Raw genomic sequence first — 22949 nt, 5'->3', positions numbered from 1 at the left:
ATGGGCGCGGGGCACGCACACCGGCTGTACCGGCACGGGCACTCGCCCGTGCACGCCCTGCCGCCGCACACCAAGCTCGCGGCGGTCTTCGCCTTCGTGGTGGTCGTGGTCTCGACCCCGCGCGAGGCGATGTGGGCATTCGCCCTGTACGCGGTCCTGCTGGGCGTCGTCGCGTACGTCGCCCGCGTGCCCGCCGGCTTCCTGCTGAAGCGGCTGCTGATCGAGGTGCCGTTCGTGGCGTTCGCGGTGCTGATGCCGTTCGTCGCGGAGGGCGAGCGGGTCGAGGTGCTCGGGATGTCGTTGAGCGTGAGCGGCCTGTGGGGAGCCTGGAACGTGCTCGCCAAGGGCACGCTCGGCGTGGCCGCGTCCGTGCTGCTGGCGTCCACCACCGAACTGCGCGAACTGCTCCTCGGCCTCCAGCGGTTGAGGCTCCCCCCGCTGCTCGTCCAGATCGCGTCCTTCATGATCCGCTACGGCGACGTCATCACCGACGAGATGCGGCGGATGCGGATCGCGCGGGAGTCGAGGGGGTTCGAGGCGAGCGGCGTCAGGCACTGGGGCGTCCTCGCGAAGTCGGCCGGCGCGCTGTTCATCCGCTCCTACGAGCGCGGCGAGCGGGTGCACCTGGCCATGGTCAGCCGCGGGTACGCCGGTTCGATGCCGGTCATCGACGAGGTGACCGCGTCCCGGGCGCAGTGGTCGTACGCCCTCGCGCTCCCCGTGACCGCCCTTGTCGTCTGCGTGGTGGGATGGACCCTGTGACAGCTTCCCTCGAAGTGACCGGACTCGCCTTCGCCTACCCCGACGGGCACCAGGCCCTGTTCGGCGTGGACTTCTCGATCGCGCGCGGCGAGCGGGTCGCGCTGCTCGGACCGAACGGCGCCGGCAAGACCACCCTCGTGCTGCACCTCAACGGCATCCTGAGCGGCGGGGTCGGCTCGGTGAAGGTGGCCGGACTGCCCGTGGACAAGCGGCACATGGCGGAGATCCGGCGCCGGGTCGGCATCGTCTTCCAGGACCCCGACGACCAGCTCTTCATGCCGACCGTGCGCGAGGACGTGGCGTTCGGACCGGCGGCGGCCGGGCTGAAGGGGGACGAGCTGGAGGCCCGCGTGCGGACCGCGCTGGAGCGCGTCGGCATGGCCGACTTCGCGCACCGGCCCCCGCACCACCTCTCCTTCGGGCAGCGGCGCCGGGTGGCCGTCGCGACCGTGCTCGCGATGGAGCCGGAGATCCTCGTCCTGGACGAGCCCTCCTCCAACCTCGACCCGGCCTCCCGCCGCGAACTCGCCGACATCCTGCGCTCGCTGGACGTGACGGTCCTGATGGTCACCCATGATCTGCCGTACGCGCTGGAGCTGTGCCCGCGCTCGCTGATCCTGAGCGAGGGCAGCATCGCAGCGGACGGGAAGACCGCCGAACTCCTCACCGACGAGGAGCTGATGCGCGCCCACCGGCTGGAGCTGCCCTTCGGATTCGACCCGCGGTCCGTGACAATGGGCGCGTGACGAACGAAGAGGACGCCGGATCGCTGCTCCTTGACGACCAGTTGTGCTTCGCGCTGTACGCCGCCCAGCGCGCGGTGACCGCCGCCTACCGGCCGGTCCTCGACGAGCTCGGGCTCACCTACCCGCAGTACCTGGTGCTGCTGGTGCTGTGGGAGCGCGGCGAGACGACCGTGAAGGAGCTCACGGGGGCGCTGCGCCTGGACTACGGCACGGTCTCGCCGCTGCTCAAGCGGCTGGAGGGGGCCGGCCTGGTGCGCCGGGAGCGGGCGGCGGACGACGAGCGCTCGGTCCGCGTCGCGTGCACGGGACGCGGCGAGGAACTCCGGGAGCGCGCCGCCGCCGTCCCCGGCGCGCTGCTCGCGGCCACGGAGCTCGACGGTCAGAAGGCCGAGCGGTTGCGCGAGGAGCTGTGGCAGCTCGCGGAGCGGGCCGGCACGGCGGCGGCCCGCTCCCGCTGACCCCGCGCACACTCTCCGACCTTGGGTTACCCCCGGTTGCCGCCCCCTGGCGGCACACCTCAGCCCTACCGGCCGGTATCTTGTGCACGATGTTCTTGTGCGCACCTGTTCTGGGGGGAGCCAGCCATGAGTGACGACACCGCCGTCGACACCCGCCCGACGAAGATCATGTACGTCGCCGAGGCCACCGCGCACGGCGGCCGGGACGGCTATGTCACGAGCCAGGACGGCCAGATCGAGCTGAAGGTCGCGATGCCGCCGGCGCTCGGCGGCGACGGCAACGGCACCAACCCGGAGCAGCTGTTCGCCGCCGGCTACAGCTCCTGCTTCCACAACGCGCTGATCCTCGTCGGCAACCGCGCGGGCTACGACCTCACCGGCTCGACGGTCGCCGCGAAGGTCGGCATCGGCCCGAACAAGACCCAGGGTTACGGCCTCGCGGTTGCCCTCAGCGTCTCCCTGCCGGTCCTCGACGCGGAACTCGCGGCCAAGCTGGTGGACGCGGCCCACGAGGTCTGCCCGTACTCCAACGCCACCCGCGGGAACATCGACGTGACCATTCTGCTTGGCTGAAGGGGCAGCCGAGCAGCAGGAGGAGTGCGGACGTGGACGTGAACGGCGCGGTCGCCGCGGGCTTCGAGCCGGTCAGGGAGGTGTTCGCACGGAACTTCGAGACGCTCGGGGACCGGGGCGCGGCCCTCGCCGTGTACCGGGACGGGCGCAAGGTGGTCGACCTGTGGGCCGGCACCAAGGACGTCGACGGCACCGAGCCCTGGCAGCGCGGCACCGCACAGGTCGTGCGCTCGGCGACCAAGGGCGTCGCCGCCGCCGTACCCCTGCTGCTGCGGCAGCGCGGTGAACTGGACCTGGACGCGCCGGTGGCCGAGTACTGGCCCGAGTTCAAGGCGCGCGGCAAGGAGCGGCTGACGGTGCGGCAGGTGCTGAACCACCGGGCCGGGCTGCCGGTGCTGGACCGCCCGCTCACCCCCGAACAGGCCCTGGACCCGCTGAAGGGCCCGGAGGCGGTCGCCGCGCAGGCACCCGTCTGGGAGCCCGGCACGGACCACGGGTACCACGCGCTGACGTACGGCTGGATGCTGGACGAGCTGGTGCGCCGGGTGACCGGGCTCGGCGCCGGTGCGTGGATCGCGCGGGAGATCGCCGGGCCGCTCGGGGCGGAGTTCTGGCTCGGGCTGCCGAAGGCGGAGGAAGCCGCCGGACGGGCGGGGCGAGTGGGCCGCGTCGAGGCGCCGGAGCCGACCGGCGCCCTGCGCGCCCGGCCCAGGCGGTCCGTGACCGAGGCCTACCAGGACCCGGACTCCCTCACCCGCCGCGCCTTCGCCGCCATCACCCCCTTCCCCGACCAGAACGAACCGGCGTACCGGGCGAGCGCGCTGCCCGCGACCAACGGGATCGCGACCGCCGACGGGCTGGCGCGGATCTACGCCGCGCTGATCGGCGAGGTCGACGGGGTGCGGCTGTTCGACCCGGCCACGGTCGAGCTCGCCCGGGCCGAGGAGTCGGCAGGACCGGACCGGGTGCTCGTCGTGAACACCCGGTTCGGCCTCGGCTACATGCTGCACGGCAGCGCCTCGCCGTTCCTCGGCGCGGGCTCCTTCGGGCACCCCGGCCGCGGTGGCTCCCTCGGCTTCGCCGATCCGGAGACCGGCGTCGCCCTCGGCTATGTCACCAACGGCTTCCGCAAGACGGTGACCGCGGACCCACGGGCGCAGGCACTGGTCAGGGCGGTGCGGGCGGCCCTGTGACCGCTACACGTTGATCGGGTGGGACGTCCGGCCGGACGCCTCGTCGATCTCGCCGTGCGCCTTGACGAGCAGTTGCATCGCGAGTTCGTTGAGCGCGCGGGCGCCGGCGACCTCCTCTCCCACCCGCGGCTGGTTGCTGTCGGTGTGGTGGCGGGTGGCGTGCCCGTGCGTGCGCACCTCGGTGCCGTCCGGCAGCCGTACCATCGCCGCCGCCCGCGTGTGCTGGTCGTCCTCCTCGAACTCCAGCTCGATGTGCCATCCCACAGCGGTGTGCGTCATGACGATCACCTCCGAAGCGTGTGCTTCCAGGGTGCTCCTCGGCGGGCGGCGGCGCACCGGGGTCAGCCGTCGGACTCCGCCGAGGGCAGGTAGGCGCCGGGTACGTCGTTCGGGGCGTAGACCTTCTTGTCGCCGGGGTAGGGCTTGGTCCAGGCGTGGGTCTGGTACCAGGTGTAGCGGTTCATCTGCTCGGCGTTCGCGTAGTCCGGGACCGCGTGCGGGCCGGTCAGGCGCTGGTGCGAGGCCCAGGTCTTCCACTGCGCCGCGAGGCCCTGCGCTGCCTGCGGCACCGCCGTGGAGGTCGGCGCCGGGGCCGCGTCGGCGTCCTGCGCGGCCGGGGTGTCCGCGCCGCAGGAGGGCGTGGGACTCACGCCGAGCGTCAGCGAGGTGCGGTTGGGGACCGCGGTGAACGGGGTGGGGTCCGGCTTCGCCGTGAACGCCCCGTACATCGGGGTGGCCGCGCTGTCCTTCTGGTTCATCGGGTGGATCCCGAGGATCTGCTCGACCGTGCGGATCATGGTGATCTGCGTGTAGTAGTGGCTGTCGACGGTGCCGTGCTGCGCGTACGGGCTGATGACCTGGACCGGCGCCCGGTGGCCGTCGACGTGGTCGAGGCCGTTCTGCGAGTCGTCCTCCACGACGAAGATCGCCGAGTCCTTCCAGTACTTGCTGTGGGAGATCTCGTCGACCATCCGGCCGACCGCGAGGTCGTTGTCGGCGACCTCGGCGGCCGCGTTGGCCGGGCCTCCGGTGTGGTCGTTGGAGAACCAGAACATGTTCAGGTTCGCCGGGCCGTTCTTCTCGAAGTCCTGCTGCCAGATCTGCTCCTTGTAGATGTCCGGGACGCTGAGGTCGAACATCGGGAAGCCCTGCACGGAGACGTCGTTGAGCGAGGGGATCGCCGAGCCGGTCTGGATGGGGTACTGGGTCGGCGCCCCGGTCGCGGCCATCGTCCTGGAGTCGCAGTACAGGTTCTGCCAGGTGGCCCCGGCGGGCTTGGACTCGGTCGACTGGAACTCGCCGAAGTCCTTGACCGACTGGCCGGCCGCCTTCGCCCCGGTCCACAGGAACCCGGTCTTCTGGTGGCCGAGGACGTCGTTCTCGGTGTCGTAACTGCGCGTGTACTCACCGGCGGAGGACTCGGTGTACTCCGGGTTGTCCGACTGCATCAGCCAGTTGTGGCCCTCGGCGGAGTTGGTGCCGATGTCGTAGAAGTTGTCGTAGAGGCCGAACTGCTCGGCGAGGGCGTGCTGGTTGGGGGTGACGTTCGCGCCGAAGGTGGTGAGGGCCGGGTCGCCCTCGCCCTGCGGGAGGTCGCCGTAGACCTGGTCGTAGGTGCGGTTCTCCTTGACCAGCAGGAAGACGTGCTTGATGGTCGACGGGTCGCCGAGCCGGGCGGGGACGGGGACGGGCCTCGCCTTTCCGATGCCCTCGGCGGTGCGGACCGAGCCCGGTGTCCAGCCGTTCTGCTGGAAGACCTTGGCCGTCTGCGACCTGATCACGAGGTCGCTCGGCAGCGTGAACCGCGTGAGGCTGGACGTGGTGTCGTGGGTGCCGTGGCCGGTGGCGGTGGTGGGCCTACGGGCGTCTATGCCACGGGTGTTGGAGACGACGACCTGCTTGCCGACGGTGGTGATCTCGGCCGGGAAGTAGTCGGTGGGGAGCAGGCCGACGTAACTGGCGGGCTCCTGCGGGGACTTGTACCGGTACACGGCTACGGCATCGGCGCGGCCCAGCGTCACCAGCAGGCGGCCGTCGTCGGTGAGGGTGACCGCGTCCGGCTCGTAGCCGACCTTCGCCTCGGGCCAGGGCTGGGTGGCGATGGTCTGGACGACCTTGTCCTTGCGGGTGTCGATCACCGAGACGGTGTTGTCGGCGGTGTTGGTGACGAACACCGTGCCGTGCTTGGCGTAGACGGCGGTGGGGTGCAGGCCGACGGGGATGGTGCCCACGGCGGCGGACGGGTCGGCGGTGTCGATGACGCTGACCGTGCCGGTGGTGGCGGCACCGGTCTGCGGGTTCGCGGGCACCTGGGTGCCGTATGAGTTCATCGTGGTCTCGCCGGGCTTCGCCGGGCGGCCGCCCTCGTTGCTGACGTACAACCTCCCGCCGACCAGGGCGAGTCCACGCGGGGCGTTGCCGACCGACCAGGTCTGCTCGACGGTTCCGGTCGCCGCGTCCAGCGCGACCACCTTGTTCTGGCCGTTGACCGCCGCGTACACGGTGGAGCCGTCGGGCGAGAAGACGGCCGCGCCCACGAGGGCCTGCTGGGAGCCGACGGTCGGGATCGGGACGGCCACCGGGGCGGAGAGGGTGCCGTCGGGGTTCACCGTGAACTTCGTGTAGCCGGTGGCCTGTCCGAGCCAGAGCTGCCTGCCGTCGGGCGAGTAGGCCGGGCCCTCCTGGCCGACGGAGGCGCTGGAGATGCGCAGGTCGTCCGCCGCGTTGGCGCCGATCTTCTGCTTCACCTGGCCGGTCGCGAGGTCCATGATGACGAGGGCCGCGTCGCCGTCGGCGACGGAGGCGGCGAGGTGGGTGCCGTCCGGGCTGACCGTGGACGACATGATCTTGCCGTCGTTGATCACGGTCCGGCTGCCGTACGGCTTGAGGTACTGGTCGCTGGAGATGACCTGGCCGTCGGGGGTGTCCTGGGCGACCTGCCGGGTGCCGAACTGGTAGGTCGAGGCGACCGCGGTGCCGGTGACGCCGAGGGCGACAGCGATCCCGGCGGCCACCAGGAGGGTCCGGCGTCCGACCGGCTCCTTCTCTCTGATACGCCGTGTTACCTGCATGGACCTATCCCTTCGAGGTGGTGTCGAGCAGCTCGACGTTGCCGTCGAACTGCCACAGCGGGTTCGGGGCGTCCCCGGTCTCGGTCCGCACCAGGAAGTAGCCGTTCACTTCCTTCGGACCGTCCCCGTCGGCCACGAAGCGGCCGTCCGATCCGACGTCGAGTTGGTAGACGGCGGTCCCCGCGACCGCGGTCCCGGGCAGGTGCCAGGTCACGACACACCGCCAGTCGTTGCCCGGCCCCTCCTGCGCGGCCTGTCCGTCGCTCTTGGTGCAGGCCGCCGAGGCCCGCAACTGGGCCTCGGTGACGGCGGGGCGGTGCAGTTGGCCGGTCTGCATCCGGTAGAGGTGGGCGAAGGCGGTGGCGAGGGAGCGCTGGACCTTGGCCCGGGTGATGCCCGCGGAGGGGGCCGCCACGGCGAGCACCGCGACGCTGAGGGCGAGCAGCCCGGCCAGGGGGAGCAGTCCGGTGGTGAGCGCGCGGCGGCCCGCTCCGTCGTAGGCGGGGTCGGTGAAGTCCCTGCGCAGGAACAGGTGATGGGCCAGGGCGGTCGCGAGGACGGCCCACAGAAGGCTGACCGCGATCCCGATCAGGAGCGGGGCGAGCTGGGCCGGGCCGGTGAACAGGCCGTTCCAGGAGACGAAGGCGCTGCCGGGCAGGGCGAGGCGTACGGCGACGGGCAGCGGCAGCATCTGGGCGACCGACATCGCGAGCGCGAAGAGAGGGGGCAGCAGCAGGCCCGTCGGGGACCGGCCCAGCGCGACCGACCCGAGCAGGCCGATCGCCGCGAGGGCCAGGGTGGGGGCGAGGGCGGCGGTCCAGGCGAGGAGGACCCTCGCGGCCGCGTCCCCGGGGGCCAGGAGGTGGCCGTCGAGTCCGACCAACGGGTGGTTGCCGACCGCCAAGAGCCCTCCTGCGGCGCTGGAGCAGGCCAGCCCCGCCACCAGCAGCAGGATGACGGTGAGGCTGGCGAGCGCCTTCGCCACGAAGATCCGCCGCGGCGAGCGGACCGCGACCAGCAGGTGCCGCCAGGTGCCGAGCCGGTCCTCGGCGGCGAACACGTCACCGGCCACCACCGAGGTGAGCAGCGGCAGCGCCCAGGTGCCGGCGAACCCGAGGACCACCAGCGGACCGGCCCAGCCGGTGGCGTGCATCCAGCGGCCGAAGAGGGTGTCGGAGGGCAGGGTGCTCTGCTGGGACACCCCGGCGACGAAGAGCCCGGGCGCGAGCCAGCAGGCGAGGACGAGGAGCCGGACGCGCCACTGGGAGACCAGCTTGACGAGCTCGAAACGGTAGGCGCGGGAGACCGGGACGACTGGGACGGTCGGGGCGGCGGTCTCCCGGGGCAGGGTGGCGGTCATCCGTCCGCCTCCCGGGACGCGGTGAGCTCCAGGAAGGCCGCTTCCAACGGTGAGACGACGGGGGCGAGTTCGCGCACCGAGATGCCCGACTGCACGAGCCGTGCGACGAGTTCGTCGAGGGCGGGCACCCGTGCGCGCACGACGAGGAGTTCGCCGTCCTGCCGTACGGGGGCGGCGTCGACGACCCGCACCCCCTCGGTGCCGTCGGCCAGCCGACGCGCGGCCCGCGGGTCGGACGTCCGTACCCGGTAGTCGAGTTCACGGCTCTCCGCGGCCAGCTTGTCGAGCGGGCCGGAGAACACCACCCGGCCGGTGGCGAGGAGGGTGACCTCGGAGCACAGGGCCTCCAGGTCGTCCATACGGTGACTGGAGACCACGACACTCGTGCCGCCCGCGGCGAGCCGGTTCAGCACCCCGTGCACCTGCCGTTTCCCGGCCGGGTCGAGCCCGTTGGCGGGCTCGTCGAGCACCAGCAGCCGCGGCCCGGTCAGCAGGGCGGCGGCGAGCCCGAGCCGCTGGCGCATGCCGAGGGAGAAGCCGCGGGCCTTGTCGTCAGCCACGGCGGTGAGCCCGACCTCGTCGAGCACGGCATCGATGTCGGCGGTACGTTCCTGCCGGCCCCGGAGCCGGGCCAGGGCGGCGAGGTTCTGCCGGGCGGTGAGGGAGGGGTAGAGACCGGGCCCGTCCACGAAGCCGGCGACCGGGTCGGGGGCGGCGAACTCCCGCCCGACCGGCGCCCCGAGGATCTCCAGCCGGCCGCTGTCGGCGACGGCCAGCCCCAGCAGCAGCCCGAGCAGGGTCGTCTTGCCGGCCCCGTTCGGCCCGACCAGACCATGGATCTGACCCTGCGTCACGTCCAGATCGACACCGTCGAGCGCGACGACGTCACCGAAGCACTTGGTGATCCCGCGAGCCCGGACCGCGTGGCGTGTGTCCATGAGTCCCCTCTTCTGAGTCCTCAGGGACCCTAGGGACGACACACAACAGCGGCACAGAAGACTGACTGAACGCTCAGGGAACGAACCGTCAAGGCCTCGGCAAGGAGGGCAAGGGAGGGGCAAACGGGGGGTGAGGGTTGGGCGGGACTTGGGCGACGCCTGGGACGGCCGCGGTGCGGCGAGCGGCTCGCGGCGGGCCGGGTCAGTCGGTGTAGTAACCCTCGACGTCCGCGACCACGTCGACGCTGCCGCTGTTGTTGTAGATGTCGATCGCCCCGTCGGAACCGACGGGTACCAGGGCGAGGTTGGCGCGGGTGGCGCCGGCAGTGATGTTCAGGACGGAGCTGACAGGCAGGGCGGAGCCGTCGGCGTAGGCCGAGAGATAGGTGCTGGAGGTGGGTTTGACGCCGGTCAGGTTGAGCAGCACCATCTTCGCTCCGGCCGGGACGCCGCCTGTCCCCGCCACCTTGACACTGAGCCTGGCCTTGGCACCCAGCATGCCCTTGGCCGCGCCGGTGCCGGTGCGGGTGTCCAGGACCCGGGTCGGCGAGACCGGCAGGTAGGGCGAGCCCGGGCCGGCCGGGGAGGTCGTCTCATCGGAGACGACATAGCCCTCGATGTCAGCGATCAGGTCGATGCTTCCGCTGCGGTTGTAGAACTGGACCTGCCCGTTCCTGACCGGCGCGACGACGAGGTTGGCGCTGGTCTGTCCGGCCGTGAAGTTCAGGATGGAGCTGGTGGGGGCATCGCCGGAGCTCGGCTCGAGACCGACCCATCCGGAGGCGGAGGCATGGGTCTCGGTGACGTTGAGCAGGACCGCGGAGGCGTTGCTGGAGCCGTCGTCGGGCAGGGTGAGCGTGACCAGCCCGCCCGGCCCGACCTGTCCCTTGGGGGTGCCGGTCCCGTTGCGGGTGTCCAGCACCCGGCCAGGGCCGCTCTCCTGGACGAAGCCCGCCTGGCCCGGGGCGACCACGGCTGTGGTGCTGTAGTAGCCCTCGACATCGCCCACCAGGTCGACGCTGCCGGCGTGGTTGTACAGGTCGACGTAGCCGCCCGGCGAGACGGGGACGGTGACCAGGTTCGGCGTGACCTGGCCGGGGACCAGGTTCAGGTTGGACGCGGTCGGCCGGGTGATGCCGTCGGGATAGGCGGTGATCACGGTGCTGGTGGACGCGTTGACGCCGGTCAGGTTGAGGGTGACCGCGGTGACGCCGGTGGCGGGCATCCCCTTGACGCCGGCCACCTTGAGCCGGAGCACCGCGCCCGGGCCGAGCTTCGCCTTGGCGGCGCCGGTGCCGGTGCGGGTGTCCAGGATCCGGGTCGGGCCGAAGGGGACGAGTGCGCTGCCGACGGTGATCTGTCCGGTGGTGGTCGCGGTGTTTCCGCCGTCGTCCCTGACCGTCAGGGTGGCGGTGTAGGTGCCGGGCTCAGCGTAGGTGTGGCCCCCGAAGCCGCCGTTGACGAGGTCCGTCGCCGGGGTGCCGTCGCCGTAGTCCAGGCTGTATTCGGCGATGCTCCAGTCGTCGGTGGTCTTGGAGGCGTCCGCCTGGACGCTGAGGCTGCTGTGCGCGGAGGCCTGGCCGAGCGACAGCGCGGGCACCAGCGGAGCTACGGCCGCGACGGTGACGTATGCCTTCTTGCTGCCGCTGACGGAGGCCCCGGCCGCCGTCCTCGCGGTGACCGTGACGGGGTAGGAGCCGACCGCGGTGTAGGAGTGGGTGACGCTCGGGATGGTGGACACCGCCGGGGCGCTGCCGTCTCCGAAGTCGAAGGTGTAGCGGGTGATCGGCGTCTTCCAGGGGTTGGTCTCGGTCGCCGTGACCGTCTCGGACAGCGGGGCAGGCCCCTTGCTGATGGAGACGGCGGGCGCCAATTGGTAGGGGTCCTGGGCTTCGGCGGCACCGCGGTCGTAGTAGCCGACGCCGGTGCCGGTGTCGGCCACACGTGGGTCGTCCACGCGGGGCTTGCCGTCGTAGTCGGTGCTGAGCTCGTCCGGTGCGGCGGCGTCGGCGGAGTCGATGAGCGAGGTGACGTCCCAGCTGGAAGCGCCTGTGGGCACCGCGACGTACTCGTCGTGCTGCCCCTGGCCGGTCGCGGCCTGCAGATCGGCGGCGGTCGCGTAGGTCTGGCCTGCCCAACTGTAGGGCGCGCCGTCGGACTCGGACTCGAAGACGTTGTAGGCATAGGTGGTGCCGCCGGTCGAGCCCGAGGACACCACCACCGGCGTGCTGGTGCCGTAGGACGCACAGGTGCCCGGGACTCCGAGGAAGAAGGCGTTGTTCTCGATCGTCGACCCCGTGGAGGCGCCGGTGAGCGCGACCACGGTGTTGCAACCGCCGTCATCGGTGAAGGTGTTGCCCACCACGACCGTGCCGGGCGCCCCTGCCGCGTGCACGGGGGTGTTCTTCGTGTAGGAGAACTTGCTGTCGGTGATCACCGTCCCGCCGGCTCCCGACGCGATGTCCACACCCTCCTGGCTGGGACTGGCTTCCACGTAGTCCCGGCTCAGCGTGACCGCGTTGCTCTGCCCGTCGATACCCACCAGGACGGCCGAGGAATCACCTCCCACGGTGTTCCCGTCCAGCGTGACGTCGTCGGACCCTTCGACCGCGACGGCCGGGGCCTGGGTGCCCGTACCGATGAAGAAGCCGTGAACCACCACGTCGTGCACGTGGTCGAGCGTGAGCCCCGGGCCGGAGCCCGACGAGGGGGCGACGATGTCGAGGCGTCCCTTGCTCGCATCGGTGATGGTGAGGGGAGCGCTCGCCGTACCCGAGGTCTTCACGTCGAGCGATCCGAAGGTCCCGCCCACCACCATGACGGTGTCACCGGGCTGGGCGGCGTCGACGGCGGTCTGCAGCGAACAGTAGGGCTGAGCCTGCGAGCCCGCGCCGGCCGCGTCGTTCGAGCAGTTCGACGAGGAGAGGCTGTTCACGTACAGGGTGCTGCTGTCCGCGCGGGCGGTGGACGGAGTCAGCGCGAGCCCCATGCAGAGAAGGCCGACTGCGCTTGCGTAGACCGCGATCGAACGTGACAGCACGGCCCCTCCGGTTTCTCCCATGGTGTTGTCGGCAATCCTCACTGGCAGCCGAGGGGTTGACCACTTTGCGCGGGTATGGAGATCACCAAGACTTGGAGCCGCGTTCCGGAAGCGGCTCCTGGGAACGGGGGCGAGCTCCGGGGGACGGGCGGGCTCCGCGGGCGTGCCCTAACCGGCGTTCAGCACCAGCCCATTGCCTAACCCGCGTGCAGCATCAGCCCGATGCCCGCGACCAGGAGTCCCGCCGCGACGATCCTCGGCGCCCCGAACCGCTCCTTGAAGAACACCGCGCCGATGGCCGCACCGACGATGATGGACGATTCGCGCAGGGCCGCGATGGGGGCCAGCTCGGCCTTGGTCTGGGCCCACAGGACGAGCGCGTAGGCGGCCACGGAGAGGGCGGCGCCCAGGAGGCCGACCCGTGCGAACGGCCGCAGCTCGGCGCCGAACCGGCCGCGCCAGCGGGTGAGGGCGTACAGCGGGATCACCGCCCCCTGCACCGCCATCAGCCAGGCGATGTACCCGAGGGAGGAGCCGGAGGCACGCACGCCGAGGCCGTCGACGACGGTGTACGCGGCGATGCTCAGCCCGGTCGCCAGCGCGGCCCCGATCGCGGACCAGTTGGGCCGGCGGCCGCGCAGCCCCCACAGGGCGACGCCGGTGAGCCCCGCGCAGGACAGGGCGATTCCGGCGGCCGCCCAGCCGTCGGGCACCTCGTGGGCGAAGAGGGCGGCGAGCACGGTGACGACCAGGGGCGCGGTGCCACGCGCGATCGGGTAGGCCTGGCCGAAGTCCCCGAGCCGGAAGGACTTCATCAGCAGTGCGTAGTAGGCGATGTGGATGCAGGAGGAGACGAGCAGATACGGCCACGCCCCCGCGGCCGGCACGGCCGCGAACGGGATCATCGCCAGCCCGATGAGCATCCCGCCGCCGGAGATCAGCGTGAACCCGACCAGCTTGTCGGTGACTTGGTGCGCGATGGCGTTCCAGCAGGCGTGGGTGACCGCGGCGAGGAGGACGGCCGCGGTGACCAGGGGGGTCACGCGGTGCGCTCGCGGACGTCCACGAGGGTGGCGCCGGCGTGTGCGACGAGGTCCTTGGGCGCGAGGGGGAACACGGTGTGCGGATCGCCCGCCGCCGCCCACACGATGTCGTGGTCGAGCAGCGCCCGGTCGGCGAGGACCCGGGTGCGGGTGCGGTGCCCGAACGGCGGCACCCCGCCGATGGCGTACCCGGTCGTCTCCCGTACGACCTCGGCCTTGGCCCGGGTGACCTTCTCCGCGCCGAGTTCCCGCCGCACCAGCTCGACGTCGACCCGGGAGGCCCCGTCCATCAGCACGAGCACCGGCACCCCGTCCGCCGCGAAGATCAACGACTTGCAGATCTGACCGAGTTCGCACCCGACGGCCGCGGCGGCCTCGGCGGCGGTCCGGGTGGCGTCCGGGAAACGGCGGATCCTCCCGTTCAGCTCGTCGAGTCCCAGCGTGCGAAGGGCCTCGGCGAAACGGGGGTGGGCGGCGTCTGCGGTCGTCATGCCCGCCACGCTAGCGGTGGGTGTACGGGCCACGCGACCCGGTTTGCGGGTCGTTCCCGCTGTCGTCGGGCAGGATGCTGCGATGACCCCGTCTCCCGCCATACGCCCCTACGAAGCCCGGGACCGTGACGCGCTCGACGAGATCTGCGTCCGCACCGCGCACCTGGGCCAGGACGCCCGACCCCACTACACCGACGCGAGTGTCTTCACCGCGGCCTTCGCGGCGCCGTACGCCCATCTCGAACCGGAACTCGCCTTCGTCCTGGACGACGGGAAGGGGGAGGCCGTCGGGTATGTCGTGGGGACCGCCGACACGCCCCGGTTCGTCGCGGAGTACCGCGCGCGGTGGCTGCCCCTCGTGGCCGACCGCCATCCCGAGCCCAGCGGCCCGCCGCGCACCCCGGACGAGGAGATCGCGGCGCTGCTGCACGATCCCGAGCGGATGCTGGTGCCCGAAGTCGCCGCGTACCCGGCCCACTTGCACATCGATCTGCTGCCCGGGTGGCAGGGGCGCGGATACGGCCGGGCGCTCCTGACGACCCTGTTCCGCGCGCTGCACGAGCGGGGCGTGGCCACCGAACACCTGTGCATGGTGACCGCCAACACGGCCGCCCGCGCCTTCTACGACCGTCTCGGCTTCCACGAGATCGCCGTACCGGACGCCGGGCCCGTCACCTGTCTCGGCCGGCCCACGGCGACGGAGAGCCGGTGAGGGCGGTCCCTCTCACCGGCTCGTCCCCGGGTCAGTCGTGGGGAATGCCGAGGGCGGGGAGGACCACGGCGTCGATGTACGAGATGAGGTAGGCCTGGGTCGGCGGCAGCTCGTCGATCATCGTGCGGGCGGCGAACCCGCCGATCATCATGTGGATCATGAAGTCGATGGCCGGGTTGTCGGGGCGTACCTCGCCCCGGTCGACGGCCCGCTGCACGAGCCGGCGGAACTCCGCCATCTCCGGCTCGATGAGGTGCGCGCGGAACGCCTGGAGGAGATCCGGGTTGCCGTGGATCGCCATGGCCAGCCCTCGCATGAGCGCGGAGTTCTGCTCCATCGTGCAGTCGTCCGAGCGCATGGTGAGGGCGTGCAGGTCGCCCCGGAGGGACCCGGTGTCGATCTCGCCTAGAGCGAGGCCGCCGGGCTTGGTGTGCCGCACCGCCTTCGCGACCAGCTCGGCCTTGCCGCCCCACTGACGGTAGAGCGTGGCCTTGCTGGACCGGGTGCGGGCCGCCACGGCGTCCATGGTCAGGGTGTCGTACCCGACCTCCCGGAGCAGTTCGAGCACGGCCTCGTAGAGCTCGGCCTCGCGCTCGGGGGTGATGCGGCTGCGACGTGCTGTCGTGACCTCGGTCATGGCCCTCACCCTTCCGGTTTCGGACGTCGAACGACACTGTTTCGTACGACACGAATGTAGCGCATCACCGAACGAAACGAAACGGTTTCGTTCGTGTCATGGGTCACCCGGGCATCCACCCATGCCTCCATCCGGAGGATTTTTCATAAGTTGCTCCGGTCCATCCCCCGGAAAAGCATGGGGAGGTGAGCTATCTGCGCCTTCCGCACCTGAGCGGCGACCTGCTGTGCTTCGTCGCCGAGGACGACCTCTGGCTGGCCCCCCTCGACGGCCCGGGCCGCGCCTGGCGGCTGACCGTGGACCGCACCAAGGTCGGCCACCCCCGCTTCAGCCCCGACGGCACCCGGATCGCGTACACGAGCTGGCGCAGTCTCGTGCCCGAGATCCACCTGGCCGACGTGTCCGGCGGACCGGCCCGGCGGCTCACCTACTGGGGCTCCTCGGACACCCAGGTGACCGGCTGGACCCCGAACGACGAGATCCTCGCCGTCGCCTCCCACGGCGAGCCCTTCTCCTACTTCACCTGGGCCTACAAGGTCCCCACCGACGGCTCCCCCGGCCGCAAGCTGCCCTGGGGCCCGGTCTCCGACATCCAGGTCGCCGACCGCAGGACCCTCCTGCTGACCGGCACCCCGCCGCACGAACCGGCCGCCTGGAAGCGCTACCGGGGCGGGGCCACCGGCCGGCTCTGGCTGCACGGCGAACGCCTGCTGCCGGACCTGAACGGCCACCTCCACTCCCCCCTGTTCGTCGGCGACCGGATCGCCTTCCTCTCCGACCACGAGGGCGTCGGCAACCTCTACTCCTGCGCCCCCGACGGCTCCGACCTGCGCCGCCACACCGACCACGACGCCTTCTACGCCCGGCACGCGGCGAGCGACGGCACCCGGGTGGTGTACCAGTGCGGGGGCGACCTGTGGATCGTGGACGACCTCGCCTCGTCGGAGCCCCGCAGGCTCGACGTCCGGCTGGGCGGGCCGCGCGCGGGACGCCGTACGTACCAGGTGCCCGCCGCCCAGCACGTGGACGGCATCTCGGTCGACGAGACGGGCCGCGCGAGCGCGGTCGTCGTCCGCGGCAGCCTGTACTGGCTGACCCACCGGGACGGGCCCGCGCGCACGATCACGGACACCGCGGGGGTACGGGTCCGGCTCCCGGAGATGCTCGGTTCCGTCGGCCAGGTCGCGTACGTGACGGACGCCGAGGGCGAGGACGCGGTCGAGATCGCCTACCTGCCCCGGGCGACCGGTGACCGCGCCCCGCGCCGGCTGGCCTCCGGCGAGCTGGGCCGGGTCCTGGAGCTGGTCTCGGACCCGGCGGGCGAGCGCCTGGCCGTCGCCGCCCACGACGGACGCCTGCTCCTCCTCGACGCCACCGAGGACTCCAACGGTGAGGTCACCGAGCTGATCCGCTCGGTCAACGGCCCGGTCCGGGACCTCTCCTTCTCCCCGGACGGCGCCTGGCTGACGTGGTCGCACCCGGGGATCGGCAGGTCGCTCAGACAGATCAAGATGGCCCGCATGAAGGACCGTCTGATCGTGGACGTGACCAACGGCCGCTTCGAGGACGAGAACCCGGTCTTCACCAGGGACGGCCGCTACCTGGCCTTCCTCTCCTGGCGCGGCTTCGACCCGGTGTACGACGTCCACACCGGCGACCTGTCCTTCCCGCTGGGCTGCCGCCCCTACCTCGTCCCGCTCTCCTCGGCGACCCCCTCTCCCTTCGCCCTGAACCCGGAGGGCCGGCCGGCCGCCGGGGGCCTGGACCCGGTCGAGGACGAGAGCGGCGACGGCGGGGCCGTCACGGTCGAACTCGAAGGACTGGAGAGCCGGGTGACCCCCTTCCCGGTCCCCGCCTCCAAGTACTCGGCGCTCCACCCGGTCGCGGGCGGCGGCCTGGTCTGGCTGCGCTGGCCGATCTCGGGCGCGCTCGGCGAGACCTTCGTCAACCCCGACGACACCTCCGAGCGACCGACCCTCGAACACTTCGCCATCGGCAAGGCGAAGAAGACCGAACTCGTCGAGCACCTGGACTGGTTCGCGGTCAGCGGCGACGGTTCGAGGCTGGTCGTCGTCGACGAGGGAGACCTGCGCGCCACCCCCGCCACCGAGTCCGGCGACAGCGACTCGACCGTCTGGATCGACCTGCGCCGCATCCTCCACGAGGTCGACCCGCCCGCCGAGTGGCGCCAGTCCTACGAGGAGGCGGGCCGGCTGATCCGCGCCTACTTCTGGGACCCGGGGATGTGCGGCATCGACTGGGACGCGGTGCTCGACCAGTACCGCCCGCTGCTCGAACGGATCGCCTCCCCCGACGAGTTCGCCGACCTGCTGCGCGAGGTCCTCGGCGAACTGGGCACCTCCCACGCCTACGTCACCGCCGCCCGCCGCAACGAGGGCCCGCCGCACTACCAGCGCCGCCAGGGCCTGCTGGGCGCCAACTTCGAGCTCAGGGAAGGCGGTTGGACGGTCCGGCGGATCCTGCCCGGTGACTCCTCGGACTCCAAGGCCCGCTCCCCGCTGGCCGGCACGGGCATCCGCGAGGGCGCGGTCCTGACCCACGTGGACGGCCGCCCGGTCGACGCCACGGCGGGCCCGTATCCGCTGCTCGCGGCGGCGGGCGGTACGACGGTGGAGCTGACCTTCACCCCGGCGGAGTCCACCTCGGAAGAAGGCAGGCCCCGCCGGGTGGCGGTGGTCCCGCTCCTCGACGAGCGCCCCCTGCGCTACCAGGACTGGGTGGCCAAACGCCGGGCCGTGGTCCGGGAGTTGAGCGGCGGCCGCTGCGGCTATCTGCACATCCCCGACATGGGCGGCTCGGGCTGGGCCCAGTTCAACCGGGACCTGCGGATGGAGGTCTCCCGCCCCGCCCTGATCGTCGACGTCCGCGGCAACGCGGGCGGCCACATCAGCGAACTGGTGGTGGAGAAACTCACCCGCAAGATCCTCGGCTGGGACCTGACGAGGAACGCCCAGCCGGTGTCGTACGCCTCGAACGCCCCGCGCGGCCCGGTGGTCGCCCTCGCCGACGAGGCGACCTCCTCGGACGGCGACATGATCACGGCCGCCTTCAAACTCCTGAAGCTGGGCCCGGTGGTGGGCCAGCGCACCTGGGGCGGAGTGGTCGGCATGACCGGCCGCCACCAGCTCGGCGACGGCACGGTGATCACGGTCCCGATGAACGCGGCCTGGTTCGACGCGTACGGCTGGTCCATCGAGAACGAGGGAGTGAGCCCGGACCTGGAGATCCTGCGCACCCCGCTGGACTGGGCGGAGGGCCGCCACGCCCAACTGGACGACGCGGTAACGCTCGCGCTGGACCTGCTGGAGACGAACCCCCCGGCAACCCCACCGGACTACCGGGACGTACCGAACAGGGCACGGCCGAAGTTGCCGCCCAGGTAGGTGCTTTTAGGGGCGCGGGGAACTGCGCGAGAACCCCCACCGGGCCCGCACCCGACAACGAACCCAAAAAGCACAGGGTGCCCTCCAACAACCAGAGGGCACCCCACACTTCAAGCGCAGTGACTACATGTCGTAGTCAGGATCCAGCCGCTCCTGCTCCTCGCGCCGCATCCGCTCGGACTCCTCGTCCCGCATCCGCTCGCCGTCCTGCTCGCCGCGGCGACCCCGCTCCCGGCCCTCCTGGGCCTTCTGCTTCGCCTGCTGCTGCCACTGCTCGGACTTGTCCTGGAACTGGTCCTTGATACCCATGTGGGTTCACTCCCGTGGGGGTGAGGGGAAGAGCCCCGGTCCGGGGCCTCGACCAGATTCACACGGCCGGACAAAGACCGCATTTCGATCAACTACGGTGCGTAGCGCGCCCCTCCGCGCGCCCCTCCGCGCGGGCCTCCTCATCCGCCGCCCCACCTGCACCGACGAGCCCCACCCGCATGCCCTCCAACCGCTGTCCGAACCGCCGCATCTCCCGCTGTCCGACGGTCCCGATGATCCCCGGCAGATACCCGCGCAGCCCCTGCGTCCCGCGCAGCCACCCCTGCCCGTACACATGGCTGGAGCGCCGCTCGATCCCGGCCACGATCCGCTCGACGGCCGGCCCCAGCGGATACGTCTTGTTGGCCGGCCACGGCAGCCGCTGCCTGAGCTCCCGCATCACGTCGTCCTGGTCGGCGCCGCGCACCATGTCGGTGTCGGTCCACGACAGATACCCCACCCCGACCCGCACGCCCTTGTGCCCGACCTCGCCCCGCAGGCTGTGCGCGAACGCCTCCACACCGGACTTGGACGCGCAGTACGCGGTCATCATCGGCGCCGGGGTGATCGCGGCGAGGGAGGCGATCTGGAGCAGGTACCCCCGGCTCTCCGTCAGCGCCGGCAGGAACGCCCGCGCGGTGACGGCCGATCCGATGAGGTTGACCTCGATCACCCGCCGCCAGGCCTCGGGATCGGAGTCCACGAAGGGGCCGCCGGTCGCGACCCCGGCGTTGGCGACCACGATGTCGACCTTGCCGAACCGCTCCTTCACCTCCCCCGCGACCCGTGCCATCGCCTCGTGGTCCGTCACGTCGGCGTACCAGTGGTCGCTCTCGCCGTGCAGCCGCTCGGAGAGCTGCTTGAGGGCGTCCGGTTCGAGGCCGACCAGCGCGACCTTCGCCCCGCGCGCCGACAGCTTGCGGGCGAGCAGCTCGCCCACGCCCCGCGCGGCCCCCGTGACGACCGCGACCTGTCCTTCGAGTCCGACCCTGCTCATGCGCCCTCCTTGACCTGGACGTAGGTGGTGACGAGTTCCCGGATCCGCGCGCTGACCAGCTCGGGCGCCTCCACGGGCGTCATGTGGCCGAGGCCGGGCAGCTCGGTGACCCCGAGGCAGTTCGGCAGCGCGGCCGCCAACTGGTGTGCGTGCACGGGCGGGGTGAGCCGGTCGGCGGTACCGACCAGGACGGCCGTCGGCGCGGTGAGCCGCCGTACACCGTGATCCAGGTCGAGCAGATCGAGCACCTGCGACCAGGCGTGGCGCACCTTGCGCGGACACGCGTGCACGATCCGCGCGCACGCCTCCACCATGTGCGGGGCCGAACCGGGGCCCATCGTGCCGTACTTGAGGATCCGCAGGGCGAGCGGTGTGACCGGCCCGAGCGGCGCCCGCGCCCCGAGGACGTGCCGGGTCAGCCAGGTCCGCAGCCGCCCGGCCCGGATCGGTACGACGGTCGACTCGGCGACCAGCCGCGACGAACCGGTGCTGCACAGCAGGACGGCCGCCGCGTGCGCGCGGAACGCGGGGCGTTCGGCGGCGGCCATGACGGTCATCCCGCCCATGGAGTGACCGGCGATCACCGCCTTCTCGCCCGGCCCGAGGGTCGCCTCCAGTACGGCTTCGAGGTCGTCGGCGAGTCCGTCCGCACTGCACGCCGGGCTCGCGGGACTGCGTCCGTGGCCGCGCTGGTCGTACGCGATGACCCGGTGGTCGACGGCCAGTTCACGGATCTGGGCGGCCCAGAAGGCGGTGGAGCAGGTCCAGCCGTGCGCGAGGACGACCGGGGGCGCGCCCTCGGGGCCGTGCACCTCCACGTGCAGCCGGGCGCCGTCGGCGGAGGAGACGGTGAGTTCGCGCGCCGGCGCGGGCGGGGCGTACGGCCCGGAGTCGACGTGTGCCAGTCGGCTCATACGGCGGCCTCCGCGCTCTCGTCCGCGACCGCGCTGCCGCTGCCGCGGGGGGCGGGCCGCAGCACCTCGTACTCGGCGAGGTCCACCCGCCGGGTCGCCCGCCGGAACTCGGTCGTCGTGCCCGGCCAGATCGTGCTGTTGCGGCCGTTGGCGTCCAGGTACCAGCTGGTGCAGCCGCCGGTGTTCCACACCGTGCGCTTCATCCGCTCCTGCACCCGGTGGTTCCAGGTCCGGACGGCCTCGGGGCGGGCGTCGAGGGCCACCCGGCCGCCGAGAACGTCCAACTGCCGTACGAAGTCGGCCAGGTAGTTCAGCTGGGACTCGATCATCAGGATCATCGAGGAGTTCCCGAGACCGGTGTTGGGCCCGATGATCGTCATCCAGTTGGGGAAGCCGGCCGCGGAGGCACCGCGCAGCGCCTCCATCCCGCCCTTCCACGCCTCGGCGAGCGTCCGCCCGTCCGCGCCCACGACCCGGTCGGCGATCGGCATGTCGGTGACGTGGAAGCCGGTCCCGAAGACGATCGCGTCGACCTGGGCCTCGGTGCCGTCGGCGGCGACGAGTTTCGACCCCTCGACACGGCTGAGCCCGCTCGCGACGACGTCCACGTTGGGCTGCGCGAGCGCCGGGTAGTACGTGCTGCTCAGCAGGATCCGCTTGCAGCCGATGCGGTAGTCGGGGGTGAGCTTGGCGCGCAGCGCCGGGTCCTTGATGGCGCGGGCCATGTTCCGCCTGGCCAGCTGCTCCACCGCGCCCAGCTCGCCCGGACGCTTGGTGAACGCCTGGACCTGCAACTCCCGGATGCCCCACAGCAGCGCGCGCCGCGCCTGGGTGCTGAAGGGCAGCTGCCGGTGCAGCCAGCGCTCGGCGCCGCTGATCGCCCGGTCCATGCGGGGCATCACCCAGGGCGGGGTGCGCTGGAAGAGCGTGACGTTCCGGGCGAGCGGCTGGATGGCCGGGACGATCTGGATCGCGGAGGCTCCGGTCCCCACCATGGCGACCCGCTTGCCGCGCAGGTCGTAGTCGTGGTCCCAGCGGGCGGAGTGGAAGACCTTGCCGGGGAAGGAGTCCAGCCCCGGGATCTCGGGGATCTTGGGATCGGACAGCGGCCCGGTGGCGGAGACGACGAGGTCGGCCGAGAGCCGGCCACTGGCGGTCTCGATGTCCCACCGCAGCTTCTCGGCGTCCCAGGTCATGCGCTTGACCTCGGAGTTGAGACGGATGTGCGGGCGGAGCCGGAAGACGTCGGTCACATGCTCCAGATAGGCGCGGATGTGCTCCTGCCCGGAGAAGGTGCGGGGCCAGTCGGGGTTGGGCGCGAAGGAGAACGAGTACAGATGGGACGGCACATCGCAGGCACACCCCGGATAGCTGTTGTCCCGCCAGGTGCCGCCGACGCTGTCGGCCCGCTCCAGCACGACGAAGTCGGTGACGCCTTCCCGCCGCAGCCGTACGGCGGCCCCCAGCCCACCGAACCCGGACCCGACCACCGCCACCCGCACATGCTCGTGTTCGGCCATGCCGATGCCTTCCCTGCCCGACTCTGCCAGTGAACACTGGCGCAATGGGAGGGTAGAGCAGCTCCGTACCGATGGGTAGGGGGTGGGGGGCAAGAAGTTACCGGCAGTACGTCATAGGGTGCGGGCGTGGCAGAAGACGGAGGACGACGCGAATACCGCATGGAGGAACTGGCCCGTCTGGCCGGCATCACCGTGCGCACCCTGCGCTTCTACCGCGAACGCAAACTGATCCCGCCGCCCCGCCGCGAGGGCCGTATCGCCTGGTACGACGACCACCACCTGGCCCGCCTGCGCACGATCGCGGCGCTCCTGGAACGGGGGCACACCCTCACGGGCATCGCGGAACTGGCCGAAGCCCTCGACCACGGCCGCGATGTCGCCGACGTCCTGGGCGTCGCCCCCTCGGAGGAGGAACCGGTCCGCCTCACCCCCGAGGAACTCGCGGCCCGCTTCGAGGGCGAGGTCACCGCGGAGAACCTCGCGGCCGCCCTCGACCTCGGCTACCTCGGCACCGACGGCGACGAGATCGTCCACATCAGCCGCCGCCTCCTGGACGTCTCCTCCGCCCTGGTCCGCGAGGGCATCCCGCTCGCGGAGGTCCTGACCGCTGGCAAACAGGTCCGCGAACACGTCGACGCCCTGGCCGAGATGTTCGCCGACCTGGTCCTCCGCCACGCCACCGAGAACGACCTCCACCGCCTGCGCCCCCTGGCACGGAGCGTGGTGGAGGCGGAACTGTCCCTGGCGCTGGACCGGCGACTGCGGAAACCGCAGGCCTAGA

General features: G+C 71.8%; 20 protein-coding genes. 8 read left to right on the top strand and 12 right to left on the bottom strand.

The genetic code is table 11. From position 1 onward, the window contains the following. The 5 genes from cbiQ (at position 1) to ACFULQ_RS26470 (ending at position 3732) form a co-directional block, all read left to right on the top strand. Positions 1-762, top strand: coding sequence for a cobalt ECF transporter T component CbiQ (gene cbiQ, locus ACFULQ_RS26490; RefSeq protein ID WP_383548013.1), 762 nt, complete (start codon positions 1-3; stop codon positions 760-762). Beyond that, positions 750-1508, top strand: a complete 759-nt coding sequence (locus ACFULQ_RS26485; RefSeq protein ID WP_383548010.1) for an energy-coupling factor ABC transporter ATP-binding protein — start codon at positions 750-752, stop codon at positions 1506-1508. Before cbiQ ends, ACFULQ_RS26485 begins: the two co-directional genes overlap by 13 nt. Continuing rightward, on the top strand, positions 1505-1966 hold the full coding sequence (locus tag ACFULQ_RS26480) for a MarR family winged helix-turn-helix transcriptional regulator (RefSeq protein ID WP_383548007.1): 462 nt from the start codon (positions 1505-1507) through the stop codon (positions 1964-1966). The genes ACFULQ_RS26485 and ACFULQ_RS26480 overlap by 4 nt, the downstream gene beginning before the upstream one ends. Before the next feature lie 126 nt (positions 1967-2092). Further along, entirely contained in the window at positions 2093-2539 is a 447-nt protein-coding gene (locus tag ACFULQ_RS26475) for an organic hydroperoxide resistance protein (protein WP_383548004.1), read from the top strand. A 32-nt stretch (positions 2540-2571) separates the two neighbouring features. Next, entirely contained in the window at positions 2572-3732 is a 1161-nt protein-coding gene (locus tag ACFULQ_RS26470) for a serine hydrolase domain-containing protein (protein ID WP_383548001.1), read from the top strand. Positions 3733-3735: 3 nt separating this feature from the next. On the opposite strand, the gene ACFULQ_RS26465 is transcribed toward ACFULQ_RS26470, so the two are convergent. The 7 genes from ACFULQ_RS26465 to ACFULQ_RS26435 all read right to left on the bottom strand — a co-directional run bounded on the left by ACFULQ_RS26465 (position 3736) and on the right by ACFULQ_RS26435 (position 13675). After that, positions 3736-4011, bottom strand: a complete 276-nt coding sequence (locus ACFULQ_RS26465) for a DUF1876 domain-containing protein (RefSeq protein ID WP_383547999.1) — start codon at positions 4009-4011, stop codon at positions 3736-3738. Between the two features lie 62 nt (positions 4012-4073). Further along, positions 4074-6803 carry an alkaline phosphatase family protein gene (locus ACFULQ_RS26460; protein WP_383547996.1) on the bottom strand — a complete coding sequence of 910 codons (2730 nt, stop codon included), beginning with the start codon at positions 6801-6803 and terminating at the stop codon, positions 4074-4076. Positions 6804-6807: 4 nt separating this feature from the next. Further along, positions 6808-8163, bottom strand: a complete 1356-nt coding sequence (locus tag ACFULQ_RS26455; RefSeq protein WP_383547994.1) for an ABC transporter permease — start codon at positions 8161-8163, stop codon at positions 6808-6810. Then, entirely contained in the window at positions 8160-9101 is a 942-nt protein-coding gene (locus tag ACFULQ_RS26450; protein WP_383547991.1) for an ABC transporter ATP-binding protein, read from the bottom strand. The genes ACFULQ_RS26455 and ACFULQ_RS26450 overlap by 4 nt, the downstream gene beginning before the upstream one ends. 202 nt (positions 9102-9303) lie before the next feature. Beyond that, positions 9304-12090 (bottom strand): PKD domain-containing protein, encoded by a 2787-nt coding sequence (locus ACFULQ_RS26445; RefSeq protein ID WP_383547988.1) that lies wholly within the window; start codon positions 12088-12090, stop codon positions 9304-9306. A 248-nt stretch (positions 12091-12338) separates the two neighbouring features. After that, entirely contained in the window at positions 12339-13184 is an 846-nt protein-coding gene (locus tag ACFULQ_RS26440) for an EamA family transporter (RefSeq protein ID WP_383547986.1), read from the bottom strand. Beyond that, entirely contained in the window at positions 13181-13675 is a 495-nt protein-coding gene (locus ACFULQ_RS26435) for a YbaK/EbsC family protein (protein WP_383547984.1), read from the bottom strand. Before ACFULQ_RS26435 ends, ACFULQ_RS26440 begins: the two co-directional genes overlap by 4 nt. Before the next feature lie 82 nt (positions 13676-13757). Here ACFULQ_RS26435 and ACFULQ_RS26430 point away from each other — a divergent pair, with 82 nt between their 5' ends. Beyond that, positions 13758-14387: a GNAT family N-acetyltransferase gene (locus ACFULQ_RS26430; protein WP_383547982.1), complete on the top strand. Its 630-nt coding sequence runs from the start codon at positions 13758-13760 to the stop codon at positions 14385-14387. A gap of 31 nt (positions 14388-14418) precedes the next feature. Here the strand turns inward: ACFULQ_RS26430 and ACFULQ_RS26425 are convergent, their stop codons facing one another. Continuing rightward, on the bottom strand, positions 14419-15024 hold the full coding sequence (locus ACFULQ_RS26425) for a TetR/AcrR family transcriptional regulator (RefSeq protein WP_383547979.1): 606 nt from the start codon (positions 15022-15024) through the stop codon (positions 14419-14421). Positions 15025-15209: 185 nt separating this feature from the next. Between ACFULQ_RS26425 and ACFULQ_RS26420 the strand changes: the two genes are divergently transcribed. Next, positions 15210-18428 carry a S41 family peptidase gene (locus tag ACFULQ_RS26420; protein ID WP_383547976.1) on the top strand — a complete coding sequence of 1073 codons (3219 nt, stop codon included), beginning with the start codon at positions 15210-15212 and terminating at the stop codon, positions 18426-18428. Positions 18429-18551: 123 nt separating this feature from the next. Here ACFULQ_RS26420 and ACFULQ_RS26415 read toward each other — a convergent pair whose 3' ends face one another. The 4 genes from ACFULQ_RS26415 to ACFULQ_RS26400 form a co-directional block, all read right to left on the bottom strand. After that, entirely contained in the window at positions 18552-18737 is a 186-nt protein-coding gene (locus ACFULQ_RS26415) for a hypothetical protein (RefSeq protein WP_383547974.1), read from the bottom strand. Positions 18738-18825: 88 nt separating this feature from the next. Continuing rightward, complete coding sequence (locus ACFULQ_RS26410) at positions 18826-19734, bottom strand: SDR family oxidoreductase (RefSeq protein WP_383547972.1); 909 nt, start codon at positions 19732-19734, stop codon at positions 18826-18828. Further along, on the bottom strand, positions 19731-20648 hold the full coding sequence (locus ACFULQ_RS26405; RefSeq protein WP_383547969.1) for an alpha/beta fold hydrolase: 918 nt from the start codon (positions 20646-20648) through the stop codon (positions 19731-19733). Before ACFULQ_RS26405 ends, ACFULQ_RS26410 begins: the two co-directional genes overlap by 4 nt. Beyond that, entirely contained in the window at positions 20645-22168 is a 1524-nt protein-coding gene (locus tag ACFULQ_RS26400; protein WP_383547967.1) for a flavin-containing monooxygenase, read from the bottom strand. The genes ACFULQ_RS26405 and ACFULQ_RS26400 overlap by 4 nt, the downstream gene beginning before the upstream one ends. 159 nt (positions 22169-22327) lie before the next feature. Here ACFULQ_RS26400 and ACFULQ_RS26395 point away from each other — a divergent pair, with 159 nt between their 5' ends. Further along, positions 22328-22948 (top strand): MerR family transcriptional regulator, encoded by a 621-nt coding sequence (locus tag ACFULQ_RS26395; RefSeq protein ID WP_383548094.1) that lies wholly within the window; start codon positions 22328-22330, stop codon positions 22946-22948. Position 22949 lies beyond the last annotated feature (1 nt).

This window comes from Streptomyces sp. NPDC057253 (genome assembly GCF_042669125.1).
GTDB lineage: Bacteria > Actinomycetota > Actinomycetes > Streptomycetales > Streptomycetaceae > Streptomyces.
This window is presented reverse-complemented; position numbering and strand designations above follow the sequence as displayed.